Raw genomic sequence first — 15,498 nt, forward strand, 5'->3', positions numbered from 1 at the left:
CTAAAAATGCATGGGTATGCGATCTGCGCTAGGCTGGGGGCATGGTCACAGCAGCTGTCGCCGGGGCGAGTGGATATGCGGGCGGGGAGATCCTGCGCCTCTTGCTCGCCCATCCCGACGTCGAGATCGGCGCACTGACGGCGGGTTCCTCCGCCGGTTCGCGCCTCGGCGATCATCACCCGTCGTTGTTCTCCCTCGCCGAGCGACCCGTGCGTGCCACGAACGCTGACGCCCTCGCCGGCCACGACGTCGTCTTCCTCGCACTGCCGCACGGGCAGAGCGCTGCGCTCGCCGCGCAGCTCGACGCAGACGTCGTCGTCATCGACTGTGGCGCGGATTTTCGGCTCGAGCGCGAGAGCGACTGGCAGCGTTTTTACGACACGCCCTACGCTGGGTCCTGGGCCTACGGGATGCCCGAACTCGTCTCGAAGGGCGTCAAGCGGCGCGAGCAGTTGCGCGGCGCGCGCCGCGTCGCCGTCCCCGGGTGCTATCCGACGGCCGTCTCGCTCGCTCTCGCGCCGCTCGCGGCGGCGTCCCTCATCGCGCTCGACGACGTGGTCGTCGTCGCGTCCTCGGGTGTCTCGGGGGCCGGCAAGGGCCTCAAGCCACACCTGCTCGGCGCCGAGGTCATGGGGTCGATGAGCCCGTACGGCGTCGGCGGCGGGCACCGTCACACGCCCGAGATCGCGCAGAACCTGCGTCTCGCCGCCGGCGGTGAGCGCGAGGTTACGCTGTCGTTCACGCCGACGCTCGCCCCCATGCCGCGCGGCATCCTCGCGACGTCGACGGCTCGGCTGGCGCCCGGCACGACGGCTGATGACGTCGCGCGCGCCCTCGCCGAGGCCTATGCCGACGAACCCTTCGTCGAGCTCCTGGCTGCCGGGTCGTGGCCCGCGACCGGTTCGGTGCTCGGGTCGAACGTCGTCACCCTGCAGTTCGCGCTCGACGAGGTGGCGGGGCGCGTCGTCGTCACCTCCGCCGTCGACAACCTGACGAAGGGGACGGCCGGTGCAGCCGTGCAGTCGATGAACCTGTCGCTCGGCCTGGGCGAGACCACGGGCCTGCCGCTCGCGGGGGTGAGCCCCTGATGGTCGCGTTCGGAGCTCGGTTCACCCTGATCGCCCACCCCGAGGAGCTGTCGTACGTGCGCCTCGGCGCGCAGGAGGTCGTGCCCGAATGGGCGCTCACGGACGCGCCGCTCGTCTCCGTCAGTGCGACGGCGTCGGAGACGTCGGTGCTGTGCCTCACCTCAGCGATCCCGCGGGACGCGGTCGTGCGTCAGCAGGGCCCGTTCCACGTGTTCGAGGTCGAGGGTCCGCTCGACTTCGCGCTGACGGGTCTGCTCTCGGCCATCGTCGCGCCGCTCGGCGAGGCCGACGTCACCGTCTTCACCGTCTCGACGTTCGACACCGACTGGATCATGGTGCCGACGTACGAATCCGCGCGCGCTCGTGAGCTGTGGGCTCGTGGCGGGCACATCATCAAGGAGAAACCATGAGTGTCACCGCTGCCGCAGGCTTCCGCGCGGCGGGCGTGACGGCGGGGCTGAAGCCCAGCGGGCGCCCCGACGTCGCCCTCGTCGTCAACGACGGGCCCGAGCACGTCGTCGCCGCCGTGTTCACCTCGAACCGCGTCGAGGCGGCGCCGGTGACCTGGTCGCGCCAGGTGGTGACGGACGGGCGCGCCGACGTCGTTCTGCTCAACTCCGGTGGCGCCAACGCCTGCACCGGGGCGCAGGGTTTCCTCGACACGCACCGCAGTGCCGAACTCGCCGCCGAGGCCGTCGGTGTGAGCGCCGGTGACGTCGTCGTCTGCTCGACGGGCCTCATCGGTGAGTTGCTGCCGATGGACAAGATCGAATCCGGTATCACCGCGGCGGCCGGTTCGTTGAGCGCTGACGGCGGGGAGGACGCCGCGACCGCCATCATGACGACGGACACGGTCGCGAAGGAGTGCACCGGGTTCGGTTCCGGCTACACGATCGGCGGCATGGCGAAGGGCGCCGGCATGCTCGCGCCGTCCCTCGCGACGATGCTCGTCGTCATCACGACCGACGCGGTCCTCACCGCCGAGCAGGCCGGCGAGGCGTTGCGCGCGGCGACGGCGATGTCGTTCGATCGCATCGACTCGGACGGTTGCCAGTCGACGAACGACACCGTCGTGCTCATGGCCTCGGGAGCGAGCGGGGTGAGCCCGCAGATGGGGGAGTTCACGGCCATCCTCACGCAAGTCTGCGTCGACCTGGCCGAACAGCTCATCGCCGACGCGGAGGGCGCCGCGCACGACATCACGATCGACGTCCAGGGCGCCGCCAACGTTGACGATGCACTTGAGGTTGCACGTTCGATAGCCCGCAACAACCTCTTCAAGTGCGCCGTGTTCGGCAACGATCCCAACTGGGGGCGGGTTCTCGCGGCCGTCGGGACGACCTCGGCCGCGTTCGAGCCGACGCAGCTCGACGTCGCGATCAACGGCGTCATGGTGTGCCGCAGCGGCGGGGTCGGTGACGACCGCGCTGGCGTCGACATGTCTCAGCGTGAAGTGAAGGTCGAGGTGTTTCTCCACGCCGGTGACGCCGACGCCACCGTCCTGACGAACGACCTCACGCACGACTACGTCCACGAGAACTCGGCGTACAGCACATGAGCGGGACGGAGAACGTGACGACCCAGCCTCGCGACCTCTCGTCGCTCGCCTCGGCGGGTCTCAAGGCGGGCACCCTCGTCGAGGCGCTGCCGTGGCTGCAGAAGTATCAGGACGCGCTCGTTGTCGTGAAGTACGGCGGCAACGCCATGAGGGACGACGCCCTCAAGCGCGCCTTCGCCGAAGACATCGCCTTCCTGCGTTACGCCGGGCTACGCCCCGTCGTCGTCCACGGCGGCGGCCCGCAGATCGCCGCGATGCTCAACCGGCTCGGGATGAAGAGCGAGTTCCGCGGCGGCCTGCGCGTCACGACGCCCGAGACGATGGAAGTCGTGCGCATGGTGCTGACGGGCCAGGTCTCGCGCGAACTCGTCGGCCTCATCAACAATCACGGCCCGATGGCGTTCGGCCTCTCCGGCGAGGATGCAGGCCTGTTCGGCGCCCGCCGCCGCCCCGCCATCGTCGACGGTGAGGCCGTCGACGTCGGCCTCGTCGGTGACGTCGAGATGGTCGACCCGCAGATCGTGCGTGACCTCGCGCACTCGGGGCGCATCCCCGTCATCTCGTCCGTGGCGCCCGACCTCGAGCGCGAGGGGCAGGTGCTCAACGTCAACGCCGACACCGCCGCGAGTGCTCTCGCCGTCGCGCTCGGCGCGCACAAGCTCGTCGTGCTCACGGACGTCGAGGGGGTCTACGCGAACTGGCCGGACGAGTCGTCGCTGCTGTCGAAGCTGCCCGTCGACGAGGCCGAACGCATGCTCGCGACGGTCGACTCGGGCATGGTTCCCAAGCTCGAGGCCTGCATCCGCGCCGTGCGCGGGGGCGTGCCGCACACCCACGTCGTCAACGGGCGACGCCCGCACTCCATCCTGCTCGAGATCTTCACGGACGAAGGGATCGGCACGATGATCACCTCAGGAGGACGCCGATGAACCCGGCCGACCATGACGCCCCGGCGTCCACGATGCCGACGCACGGGGATCTGACGCAGCGCTACGGCGCCTCCCTCATGGGGGTCTTCGGGGCGCCCGGGCTCGTCCTCGAGCGCGGCGAGGGCGCCGTTGTTCGCGACGTCGAGGGCCGCGAGTACCTCGATCTGCTCGCCGGTATCGCGGTCAACGTTCTCGGCCATGCCCACCCCGCGCTCGTCGCCGCGGTGAGCGAGCAGGCGGCGAAGCTCATCCACGTGTCCAACTTCTTCACGACGCGCCCGCAGATCGAGCTCGCCGAACGCTTGGTCGCCGCGTCGGGTGGCGACGGCGACACTCGCGTCTTCTTCTGCAACTCCGGCGCCGAGGCCAACGAGGCGGCGTTCAAGCTGGCGCGCCGTACCGCTCGCCCCGGTGTCGTCGTCGCGGACGGCGGCTTCCATGGCCGCACGCTGGGCGCGCTGTCGCTCACCTCCAAGCAGGCCTACCGCGAGCCGTTCGAACCGCTGGTCCCGGGCGTCACGCGCGTGCCCTACCACGACGTCGAGGCGCTACGGGCAGCCGTCGACGACACGGTGGGCGCGGTGATCCTCGAACCCATCCAGGGTGAGGCGGGCGTCATCGAGGCCTCGCCCGAATACCTGCGCGCGGCCCGCGAGGTGACGCGCGAACGCGGGGCGTTGCTCATCATCGACGAAGTGCAGACGGGCGTTGCACGCACCGGCGAGTGGTTCGGCTTCCAGACGATCGCACCGGAGGTCATGCCGGACGCCATCACGCTCGCCAAGGGCCTCGGCGGCGGTGTGCCGATCGGTGCGCTCGTCACCTTCGGTGCCGCCTCGACGATGTTCGAGGCCGGCCAGCACGGTTCGACGTTCGGTGGCAACCCGCTGGCGTGCGCCGCGGGCGTCGCCGTCATGCGCACGATCGAGGACGAACGCCTGCGAGAGCAGGCGCGGCGGCTGGGGGAGCACCTCGTCGAGGCTGTCGAGAATCTCGGCGACGAACGCGTCGTTACCGTCCGCGGCCGCGGCCTGCTGCGCGGCATCGTGCTGCGCGACCCGCTCGCGCAGCGTGTCGTCGTCCGAGCCCGCGAGGCGGGTTTCATCATCAACGCGACGGGCCCGGACGTCATCCGCCTGGCCCCGCCACTCGTCATCACGGCCGAGCAGGTCGACACCTTCGTCGCCGCGCTGCCCGGCCTGCTCGATGCCGCCGAGACCGAGGAGAACGCCTCATGACCCGCCACTTCCTGCGTGACGACGACCTGAGCCCCGCCGAGCAGGCCGAGGTGCTCGCGCTCGCGGCGACGCTCAAACGAGACCGGCACGCCAAGCAGCCGTTCGCGGGTCCCCAGGGCGTCGCCATCATCTTCGACAAGCCGACGCTGCGCACTCAGCTCAGCTTCAGCGTGGGGGTCGCCGAGCTCGGCGGGCACCCGATGATCGTCGACGGCAAGCTCGCGCAGATCGGCACGCGTGAGTCGATCCACGACGTCGCGAAGGTGCTTGGGCGCCAGGTCAGCGCGATCGTGTGGCGCACCTACGGCCAGGGCCGCCTCGAAGAGATGGCCGAGCACGCGGGCGTGCCCGTGGTCAACGCCCTGACGGACGCCTTCCACCCCTGCCAGATCCTCGCCGACCTGCTGACGGTCGCCGAACACAAGGGCAGCGCTGCCGGTCGCAAGGTCGCCTACGTCGGTGACGCTGCGAACAACATGGCCCACAGCTACCTGCTCGGTTTCGCGACGGCCGGCGCCGACATCACCGTCGCCGGCCCGCACGGGTACGGCCCGGATCCGGCGATCCTCGAGCGCGCCAAGGAGATCGCCGCGACGACCTGCGGCGGCGCGCATGCGAGCGAGGACGCCATCGAAGCCGTGACGGGCGCGGACGTCGTCATCACCGACACGTGGGTGTCGATGGGCATGGAGGACGAGGCGAGCACGCGCAAGGGCGAGAGCAATCCGTTCAGCGCCTTCAGCGTGACGAGCGAGCTGATGGCGCACGCGGCGCCTGACGCGATCGTCATGCACTGCCTGCCGGCATACCGTGGTTTCGAGATCGCCGCGGACGTCATCGACGGCCCCGCCTCGGTCGTGTGGGACGAGGCGGAGAACCGGCTGCATGCGCAGAAGGCGCTGCTGACGTTCCTCGCGGAGCACGCATGATGGCGCAGACGAAGGGTGCGCGCCATCAGCGCATCCGCGAGATCCTCGGGCGCGAGTCCATCCGGTCGCAGACGGATCTCGCCGAGCGGCTGCTCGCTGACGGCGTCGACGTCACGCAGGCGACGCTGTCACGTGATCTCGTCGAGCTCGGCGCGGTCAAGGTGCGTCAGGGCCGCACGCTCGTCTACGCCGTGCCCGGCGAGGGCGGTGACCGCACGCCTCGGGCGGGCGCCGCGCGCACCGAGGCGGTCCAACGATTGCGCCGGCTGTCGGGCGAGTTGCTCGTGACAGCGGAGTCGTCGGCGAACCTCGTCATCCTGCGCACCCCGCCGGGCGCGGCGAACTTTCTCGCCTCGGCGATCGACCACGCGGAGTTCACCGACGTCCTCGGCACGATCGCCGGCGACGACACGATCATGGTGATCTGCCGCGACCCGCAGGGGGCGGCGCCCGTCGCCAAGCGCTTCCTGGAACTCGCCGGCCGTACGGACGATCTCGCCTCCACCGACCACGATGACGACGCCCAGGAAAGCGGCGATCCCGACGCCGGTTCACGCGGCGACATTCGCGGCGTCTGAGCCCTCGAGCCCTGCTCCAACCGTTCCAATCTCCCCGGCGCCCCGCGCCCGATCCATCCGATGAAGGAGAGGTTCACCCCATGACCCAGCCCGACGCCCGCCTCAGCCTCTGGGGAGGTCGCTTCGCCGGTGGCCCGGCGGATGCGCTCGCCGCGCTGAGCAAGTCGACGCACTTCGACTGGCGCCTCGCGCCCTATGACATCGCCGGTTCGCGGGCGCACGCGCGCGTGCTGCACCGCGCCGGTCTGCTCGACGACGAGGCGCTCGCGGCCATGCTCGCGGCGCTGCAGCAGTTGCTCGACGACGTCGAGTCGGGCGCGTTCACGCCGGCGCAGGAGGACGAGGACGTCCACACGGCCCTCGAGCGCGGCCTCATCGAGCGCGCCGGCGCCGACGTCGGCGGTCGCCTGCGGGCCGGACGTTCGCGCAACGACCAGGTCGCGACGCTGTTCCGCATGTACCTGCGTGATCACGCGCGCTCGGTCGCCGCGCTGCTGCTCGACGTCGTCGACGCGCTCGTCTCGCAGGCGCAGACGCATCTCGGTGTCGCGATGCCGGGGCGTACGCACCTGCAGCACGCACAGCCCGTGCTGCTGAGCCACCACCTGCTCGCGCACGCGTGGGCGTTGCTGCGCGACGTCGAGCGCTTCGGCGACTGGGATCGACGCACCGACGCCTCGCCGTATGGCTCGGGCGCGCTCGCGGGGTCGTCGCTGGGTCTCGACCCGGCCTCGGTGGCCGACGATCTGGGCTTCTCGCGCCCCGTCGAGAACAGCATCGACGGCACCGCGTCGCGTGACTTCGTCGCCGAGTTCGCGTTCGTCGCCGCAATGTCGGCGGTCGACATCAGCCGCATCGCGGAGGAGGTGGTGCTGTGGGCGACGAAGGAGTTCAGCTTCGTCACCCTCGACGACGCGTTCTCGACCGGCTCGAGCATCATGCCGCAGAAGAAGAACCCCGACGTCGCCGAGCTGGCGCGCGGCAAGGCGGGCCGTCTCGTCGGGGATCTCGCAGGCCTGATGACGACGCTCAAGGCGCTCCCGCTCGCCTACAACCGAGATCTGCAGGAGGACAAAGAGCCGGTCTTCGACGCCGTCGACACCCTCGAGCTGCTGCTGCCGGCCTTCGCGGGCATGACGGCGACGCTCACCTTCCACCCGGAGCGTCTCGAATCCCTCGCGCCGCAGGGCTTCTCGCTCGCCACCGACATCGCCGAGTGGCTCGTGCGTGAGGGCGTGCCGTTCCGTATCGCGCACGAGGTCGCAGGGGAGTGCGTCCAGGCGTGCGAGCAGCGCGGAATCGAGCTGTGGGATCTGAGCGACGATGACCTCGCCGCCATCAGCGAGCACCTGACGCCGGGTGTGCGCGAGGTGCTGAGCGTGCCCGGTTCACTCGCCTCCCGCAACGCGACGGGCGGGACGGCTCCCGACCGCGTCGCCGAACAGCTCGAGGCCGCGCACGCGAAGTCGAGCGAACTGCGTACCTGGGCGAGCCGACCCATCGACATCCGCTGACGCTCGACGTCCGCTCACGCTGACGCTCGATGTTGCCCGGGTTTCGGGGGCCGACGCCCCCGAAACCTGGGCAACATCGCGTGCGGGGCCTCACGCCGAGGGAGGTGGCCCGAATCGGGCGTGGGCGGCACAATGTCGGCGTGCCGGATCTCGACTCATCGTTCTTCGCCCATCCGCCCGTCGACGTCGCGCCGAAGCTCTTGGGCCTCACCGTCTCGCACGCGGGGGTGACGCTGCGTATCACCGAGGTGGAGGCCTACCATGGCGCCGTCGACCCGGGTTCGCACGGCTTCAAGCGCCGCACCGACCGCAACTCCGCGCTGTTCGGCCCGCCCGGCACCTGCTACGTCTACATCAACTACGGCATCCACCGGGCCCTGAACCTCGTCTGCGGGGCTGACGGAGAGTCGGCCGGTTGCCTCGTCCGTTCTGGCGAGATCATCGACGGCCTCGACCTCGCGCGGGAGCGGCGCATGGCGAGTGCACGCGAGGGCGCGCCGCTTCCCAAGGACGCCCATCTCGCTCGTGGCCCGGGCAACCTCGCGAAGGCGCTCGCGATCGAGCCGATCCTCGGCGGCACTCCCGTCGTCGGGCCGGATGCCCAGGTCGTCGTCCGTCGACCGGACGGCCACGTCGCGCCCGAGTACCTCACCGGCCCGCGTGTCGGCGTGAGCGGGCCGGGCGGTGAGGGCGAGAGCTTCCCCTGGCGCTTCTGGATCCCGGGCGAGCCGAGCGTATCCGCCTACCGCGCCGCGGTGACGCGGGTGCGCAAGCGCTGACGCAGCCCGTTGCAGCGGCGCCCTCCACGCAGCAGGCGCGCCGGATCGGGCGGTCGTGGGAGACTCTGGGGTGGGTGCGTGATCCGCGCAACCGAATCATCTGACGAAAGGGACGACGTGAGCAACATCCTCGACGAGCTGCAGTGGCGCGGAGCGGTGGCGCAGACCACCGACGAGACGCAGCTGCGTGACGCGCTCGCGAACGGACCGCTCACGGTGTATTGCGGCTTCGACCCGACGGCGCCGTCCCTGCACTTCGGCAACCTGGTCCAGCTGATCCAGCTGCGACGGCTCCAGCGCGCCGGGCATCGCGTCATCGTCCTCGTCGGAGGTTCGACGGGTCTCATCGGTGATCCGCGCCCTAGCGCGGAGCGCGTGCTCAAGACGAAGGACCAGACGGCGCAATGGGTCGCGCGCATCCGTGAGCAGGTGCAGCCGTTCCTCGACTTCGACGGCGACAACCCCGCCATCGCGGTCAACAACCTCGACTGGACTCAGGGCATCTCGGCCCTCGACTTCCTGCGTGACTACGGCAAGCACTTCCGCGTCAACGGGATGATCAAGAAGGACGCCGTCGCGGCGCGCCTCAATTCCGAGCAGGGCATCAGCTACACGGAGTTCAGCTACCAGATCCTGCAGGCCCTCGACTACCTGCACCTGTTCCGCGAGTACGGCTGCACCTTGCAGCTCGGCGGCTCCGATCAGTGGGGCAACCTCATCGCCGGCTCTGATCTCATCCGTTCGGTGGAGGGCAAGAGTGTGCACGTGCTCACCTCGCCGCTGCTCACGGACGCGTCCGGGCAGAAGTACGGCAAGTCGGAGGGCAATGCCATCTGGCTCGACGCGCAGATGACGAGCCCGTACGTCTTCTACCAGTACTTCCTCAACGTCGAGGATTCCGAGGTCATCAAGCTCATCAAGTTCATGACCGATCGGACGAAGGACGAGGTCGCGGAGCTCGAACGCGCCGTGGCCGAGGAACCCTTCAAGCGAGTGGCGCAGAAGACGCTGGCGGCCGACGTCACGACGCTCGTGCACGGTGAGGCGGCGACGGCCGGCGCCATCGCGGCGAGTGAGGCGATGTTCGGCAAGGGTGACGTGACGGCCCTCGACGCGGGGACGCTGCGTGACGCCGTCGCGGAGTTGCCTGGGGGAGAGGTTTCGCCGGGTACCACCCTGACGGACGCGCTCATCGCGGTGGGCATCGCGGAGTCTCGCAATGCGGCCCGACGTCTCATCGGGGACGGCGCCATCTCCGTGAACAACGCGAAGTTCGACGACCCGGAGCACGAACTGAGCGCTGACGACTTCCTCCACGGCGTGGCCGCGATCATCAAGCGTGGGCGCAAGCACCAGGCAGCCGCGCGGCTCGCGCACTGACCGAGACGACAGCGGGGGCTCACCATGACGGTGGGTCCCCGTTGCGCATCCCGGGGTGGTGGCCGCACCCGGGCTGTCGATTTGGCAGCACCCGCCGCGCTGTGTAATGTTCTCTGAGTCGCCGCGAGCGAGGAGCTGGAAACAGCCACTCACTCGGACGGCTCTTGGTCACCAATTCGACTGGGACGCAACGAATTACAGCGATGTGGTTCCAAGCGCCGAGTTGAAGTCGGGGAGCGAGGGTGGTAAGGTTGATGAGTTGCCCCGAATGGGGCGGGAAACGAAAAGGGTTCCTGCTTCGTGTGGTGTGCGATGGTGTTTTGAGAACTCAACAGCGTGCCGATGTGATCATCGCCAAACATTTTAGTGGCACTTATGGAGTGTCGCGTGTTTTGGCTGAGTGATTAATGATTGTACAGAACGACGATGACCCTTTTGGGGTTGTTGTTTGTCACCGTTTTTTCTCGGTCAGGGTAACAAATTTTTTCTACGGAGAGTTTGATCCTGGCTCAGGACGAACGCTGGCGGCGTGCTTAACACATGCAAGTCGAACGATGAAGCACCAGCTTGCTGGTGTGGATTAGTGGCGAACGGGTGAGTAACACGTGAGTAACCTGCCCCTCACTCTGGGATAAGCCTGGGAAACTGGGTCTAATACTGGATACGACCGATCTCCGCATGGAGTGTTGGTGGAAAGTTTTTGTGGTGGGGGATGGACTCGCGGCCTATCAGCTTGTTGGTGGGGTAATGGCCTACCAAGGCGACGACGGGTAGCCGGCCTGAGAGGGCGACCGGCCACACTGGGACTGAGACACGGCCCAGACTCCTACGGGAGGCAGCAGTGGGGAATATTGCACAATGGGCGAAAGCCTGATGCAGCGACGCCGCGTGAGGGATGACGGCCTTCGGGTTGTAAACCTCTTTCACCAGGGACGAAGCTAACGTGACGGTACCTGGAGAAGAAGCACCGGCTAACTACGTGCCAGCAGCCGCGGTAATACGTAGGGTGCGAGCGTTGTCCGGAATTATTGGGCGTAAAGAGCTTGTAGGCGGTCTGTCGCGTCTGCTGTGAAAGACCGGGGCTTAACTCCGGTTCTGCAGTGGGTACGGGCAGACTAGAGTGTGGTAGGGGAGACTGGAATTCCTGGTGTAGCGGTGAAATGCGCAGATATCAGGAGGAACACCGATGGCGAAGGCAGGTCTCTGGGCCATTACTGACGCTGAGAAGCGAAAGCATGGGGAGCGAACAGGATTAGATACCCTGGTAGTCCATGCCGTAAACGTTGGGCGCTAGGTGTGGGACTCATTCCACGAGTTCCGTGCCGCAGCTAACGCATTAAGCGCCCCGCCTGGGGAGTACGGCCGCAAGGCTAAAACTCAAAGGAATTGACGGGGGCCCGCACAAGCGGCGGAGCATGCGGATTAATTCGATGCAACGCGAAGAACCTTACCAAGGCTTGACATACACCGGAATCATGCAGAGATGTGTGCGTCTTCGGACTGGTGTACAGGTGGTGCATGGTTGTCGTCAGCTCGTGTCGTGAGATGTTGGGTTAAGTCCCGCAACGAGCGCAACCCTCGTTCCATGTTGCCAGCACTTCGGGTGGGGACTCATGGGAGACTGCCGGGGTCAACTCGGAGGAAGGTGGGGATGACGTCAAATCATCATGCCCCTTATGTCTTGGGCTTCACGCATGCTACAATGGCCGGTACAGAGGGTTGCGAAACCGTGAGGTGGAGCTAATCCCAAAAAACCGGTCTCAGTTCGGATTGGGGTCTGCAACTCGACCCCATGAAGTCGGAGTCGCTAGTAATCGCAGATCAGCAACGCTGCGGTGAATACGTTCCCGGGCCTTGTACACACCGCCCGTCAAGTCACGAAAGTCGGTAACACCCGAAGCCGGTGGCCTAACCCTTGTGGGGGGAGCCGTCGAAGGTGGGACTGGCGATTGGGACTAAGTCGTAACAAGGTAGCCGTACCGGAAGGTGCGGCTGGATCACCTCCTTTCTAAGGAGCATCAAGCCCTTGCCACACCGTTCGTGTGTGGGGGGTGCTCATGGGTGGAACGATGATCATGGTGCAGCCTGCATGGTTGCCGGCATCAGCGAGTACGAACCAGTCATACGCGTCTTGATCCCTTGATGGGGTGAGGATGTGGGGCTGGTTGGGGAAAGCATGGTGGTGGTGAGTGTGTTGGGGTTGTGTTCGGCGCGTTGTTGGGTTCTCAGGACACGGATCGTGTTCTGGGGTTGTGGTCAACACAAGATCACACACCAAGTGAAGACTCTTCATCTTGTTGGATGGGGTTTGGGTGTGTGGGGTTGTGTGTGGCGTGTTGTTTGAGAATTACACAGTGGACGCGAGCATCTAGTATCTGTGATCTTAAGTTTTTAAGGGCACACGGTGGATGCCTTGGCACCAGGAACCGATGAAGGACGTTGTAATCTGCGATATGCCTCGGGGAGTCGATAAACAGGCTGTGATCCGGGGATTTCCGAATGGGGAAACCCGCCATGAATCATGTCATGGCACCTGCACCTGAACACATAGGGTGTTGGGAGGGAACGTGGGGAAGTGAAACATCTCAGTACCCACAGGAAGAGAAAACAAGAGTGATTCCGTGAGTAGTGGCGAGCGAAAGCGGATGAGGCTAAACCATGATCGTGTGAGACCTGTCAGGGGTTGCGGTTGTGGGGTTGTGGGACAGTGCTGATCCTCACTGACATGAGGGTGCGCAGTAAGAAACCATGTGCGTAGTTGAACAATCTTGAATGGTTGAGCGTAGAGGGTGCGACTCCCGTAGACGAAACGTGTGTGGCTGTGTTGTGCTGTTTCCCAAGTAGCACGGGGCCCGTGAAATCTCGTGTGAATCTGGCAGGACCACCTGCTAAGCCTAAATATTCCCTGGTGACCGATAGCGGACTAGTACCGTGAGGGAAAGGTGAAAAGAACCCCGGGAGGGGAGTGAAATAGATCCTGAAACCGTGTGCTTACAATCCGTCGGAGCCTCTGTGTGGGGTGACGGCGTGCCTTTTGAAGAATGAGCCTGCGAGTTAGTGCTCAGTGGCGAGGTTAACCCGTGTGGGGTAGCCGTAGCGAAAGCGAGTCCGAATAGGGCGTTTGAGTCGCTGGGTCTAGACCCGAAGCGGAGTGATCTACCCATGGCCAGGTTGAAGCGCCGGTAAGACGGCGTGGAGGACCGAACCCACTTAGGTTGAAAACTGAGGGGATGAGCTGTGGGTAGGGGTGAAAGGCCAATCAAACTCCGTGATAGCTGGTTCTCCCCGAAATGCATTTAGGTGCAGCGTCGCGTGTTTCTTGCCGGAGGTAGAGCTACTGGATGGCTGATGGGCCCCACCGGGTTACTGACGTCAACCAAACTCCGAATGCCGGTAAGTGAGAGCGTGGCAGTGAGACTGCGGGGGATAAGCTTCGTAGTCGAGAGGGAAACAGCCCAGATCATCAGCTAAGGTCCCTAAGCGTGTGCTAAGTGGGAAAGGATGTGGAGTTGCTGTGACAACCAGGAGGTTGGCTTAGAAGCAGCCACCCTTTAAAGAGTGCGTAATAGCTCACTGGTCAAGTGATTCCGCGCCGACAATGTAGCGGGGCTCAAGCACATCACCGAAGCTGTGGCAATGACACACTGACCCTTAACGGGGGTGTTGTTGGGTAGGGGAGCGTCGTGTGGCGAGTGAAGCGGCCGAGTGATCGAGTCGTGGATGCTACACGAGTGAGAATGCAGGCATGAGTAGCGAATGACGGGTGAGAAACCCGTCCGCCGAATAACCAAGGGTTCCAGGGTCAAGCTAATCTGCCCTGGGTAAGTCGGGACCTAAGGCGAGGCCGACAGGCGTAGTCGATGGACATCCGGTTGATATTCCGGAACCGGCGAAGAACCGCCCATACTGAACCATGGGATGCTAAACACCCGAACCATGCCAACCGGTCCTTCGGGATCATCTGGTGTGGGGAGCGTGTGACCCGATCGTGTAGTAGGTAAGCGATGGAGTGACGCAGGAAGGTAGCCTCCGCGGGGCGATGGTAGTCCCCGTCCAAGCATGTAGGCCCACTGGTAGGTAAATCCGTCAGTGATGTGGCTGAGATGTGATGGTGACCACGTATGTGGGAAGCAGGGTGATCCTATGCTGTCGAGAAAAACTTCTAGCGAGGTTCGAGCCGCCCGTACCCCAAACCGACTCAGGTGGTTAGGTAGAGAATACTAAGGCGATCGAGTGAATCGTGGTTAAGGAATTCGGCAAAATGCCCCCGTAACTTCGGGAGAAGGGGGGCCCAAGCCTTGAAGCCCGTACGGGCTAGGGGTGAGGGTCGCAGAGACCAGGGAGAAGCGACTGTTTACTAAAAACACAGGTCCGTGCGAAGAAGTAATTCGATGTATACGGACTGACGCCTGCCCGGTGCTGGAAGGTTAAGAGGACTGGTTAATCACTTCGGTGGTGAAGCTGAGAATTTAAGCCCCAGTAAACGGCGGTGGTAACTATAACCATCCTAAGGTAGCGAAATTCCTTGTCGGGTAAGTTCCGACCTGCACGAATGGCGTAACGACTTCTCCACTGTCTCAACCACGAACTCGGCGAAATTGCAGTACGAGTAAAGATGCTCGTTACGCGCAGCAGGACGGAAAGACCCCGGGACCTTTACTACAGTTTGGTATTGGTGTTCGGTACGGCTTGTGTAGGATAGGTGGGAGACTGTGAAGCATGCACGCCAGTGTGTGTGGAGTCATTGTTGAAATACCACTCTGGTCGTATTGGGCTCCTAACTTCGGTCCGTGATCCGGATCAGGGACAGTGCCTGATGGGTAGTTTAACTGGGGCGGTTGCCTCCTAAAGGGTAACGGAGGCGCCCAAAGGTTCCCTCAGCCTGGTTGGCAATCAGGTTTTGAGTGTAAGTGCACAAGGGAGCTTGACTGTGAGACAGACATGTCGAGCAGGCACGAAAGTGGGGACTAGTGACCCGACGGTGGCTTGTGGAAGCGCCGTCGCTCAACGGATAAAAGGTACCCCGGGGATAACAGGCTGATCTTGCCCAAGAGCTCATATCGACGGCATGGTTTGGCACCTCGATGTCGGCTCGTCGCATCCTGGGGCTGGAGTAGGTCCCAAGGGTTGGGCTGTTCGCCCATTAAAGCGGTACGCGAGCTGGGTTTAGAACGTCGTGAGACAGTTCGGTCCCTATCCGCTGTGCGCGTAGGAAACTTGAGAAGACCTGTCCCTAGTACGAGAGGACCGGGATGGACGAACCTCTGGTGTGTCAGTTGTTCCGCCAGGAGCACCGCTGATTGGCTACGTTCGGAAGTGATAACCGCTGAAAGCATCTAAGCGGGAAGCACGCTTCGAGATGAGGTTTCCATACACCTTGTGTGTGAGAGGTTCCCTAGAGACGATGGGGTTGATAGGCCGGATGTGGAAGACCAGTAATGGTTGTAGCTGACCGGTACTAATGAACCGATAACTTATTATCACACTCAGTATTGTTGTGCTAGT

At 64.8% G+C, this 15,498-nt stretch carries 10 protein-coding genes and 2 rRNA genes; all 12 read left to right on the forward strand.

Features of this window, described 5'->3' with window-relative positions:
• Positions 1–41 precede the first annotated feature (41 nt).
• The 12 genes from argC to DYE07_RS00955 all read left to right on the forward strand — a co-directional run bounded on the left by argC (position 42) and on the right by DYE07_RS00955 (position 15,475).
• Positions 42–1,088, forward strand: a complete 1,047-nt coding sequence (gene argC / locus DYE07_RS00900) for an N-acetyl-gamma-glutamyl-phosphate reductase (RefSeq protein WP_115296129.1) — start codon at positions 42–44, stop codon at positions 1,086–1,088.
• Positions 1,088–1,498: an ACT domain-containing protein gene (locus tag DYE07_RS00905; RefSeq protein WP_006944305.1), complete on the forward strand. Its 411-nt coding sequence runs from the start codon at positions 1,088–1,090 to the stop codon at positions 1,496–1,498. Before argC ends, DYE07_RS00905 begins: the two co-directional genes overlap by 1 nt.
• Positions 1,495–2,646 carry a bifunctional glutamate N-acetyltransferase/amino-acid acetyltransferase ArgJ gene (gene argJ / locus DYE07_RS00910; protein ID WP_115296130.1) on the forward strand — a complete coding sequence of 384 codons (1,152 nt, stop codon included), beginning with the start codon at positions 1,495–1,497 and terminating at the stop codon, positions 2,644–2,646. Before DYE07_RS00905 ends, argJ begins: the two co-directional genes overlap by 4 nt.
• Positions 2,643–3,575 carry an acetylglutamate kinase gene (gene argB, locus DYE07_RS00915; protein ID WP_074040701.1) on the forward strand — a complete coding sequence of 311 codons (933 nt, stop codon included), beginning with the start codon at positions 2,643–2,645 and terminating at the stop codon, positions 3,573–3,575. The genes argJ and argB overlap by 4 nt, the downstream gene beginning before the upstream one ends.
• The gene (locus tag DYE07_RS00920) at positions 3,572–4,813 is read left to right on the forward strand and encodes an acetylornithine transaminase (RefSeq protein WP_006944301.1); all 1,242 of its coding nucleotides are present in this window, start codon (positions 3,572–3,574) and stop codon (positions 4,811–4,813) included. Before argB ends, DYE07_RS00920 begins: the two co-directional genes overlap by 4 nt.
• Positions 4,810–5,742: an ornithine carbamoyltransferase gene (gene argF / locus DYE07_RS00925; RefSeq protein ID WP_115296131.1), complete on the forward strand. Its 933-nt coding sequence runs from the start codon at positions 4,810–4,812 to the stop codon at positions 5,740–5,742. The genes DYE07_RS00920 and argF overlap by 4 nt, the downstream gene beginning before the upstream one ends.
• Positions 5,739–6,320, forward strand: coding sequence for an arginine repressor (locus DYE07_RS00930; protein ID WP_006944242.1), 582 nt, complete (start codon positions 5,739–5,741; stop codon positions 6,318–6,320). Before argF ends, DYE07_RS00930 begins: the two co-directional genes overlap by 4 nt.
• 80 nt (positions 6,321–6,400) lie before the next feature.
• Entirely contained in the window at positions 6,401–7,834 is a 1,434-nt protein-coding gene (gene argH, locus DYE07_RS00935; RefSeq protein WP_115296132.1) for an argininosuccinate lyase, read from the forward strand.
• Positions 7,835–7,974: 140 nt separating this feature from the next.
• Positions 7,975–8,613 (forward strand): DNA-3-methyladenine glycosylase, encoded by a 639-nt coding sequence (locus tag DYE07_RS00940; protein WP_062256457.1) that lies wholly within the window; start codon positions 7,975–7,977, stop codon positions 8,611–8,613.
• Between the two features lie 117 nt (positions 8,614–8,730).
• Positions 8,731–9,993, forward strand: coding sequence for a tyrosine--tRNA ligase (tyrS, locus tag DYE07_RS00945; protein WP_074045616.1), 1,263 nt, complete (start codon positions 8,731–8,733; stop codon positions 9,991–9,993).
• Positions 9,994–10,479: 486 nt separating this feature from the next.
• Positions 10,480–12,001 (forward strand): 16S ribosomal RNA (locus DYE07_RS00950).
• Between the two features lie 373 nt (positions 12,002–12,374).
• Positions 12,375–15,475, forward strand: a 23S ribosomal RNA gene (locus DYE07_RS00955).
• Together the 16S and 23S rRNA genes form the textbook arrangement of a ribosomal RNA operon.
• Positions 15,476–15,498: the final 23 nt, after the last annotated feature.

It is taken from the genome of Dermacoccus nishinomiyaensis, assembly GCF_900447535.1.
Lineage (GTDB): Bacteria > Actinomycetota > Actinomycetes > Actinomycetales > Dermatophilaceae > Dermacoccus > Dermacoccus nishinomiyaensis.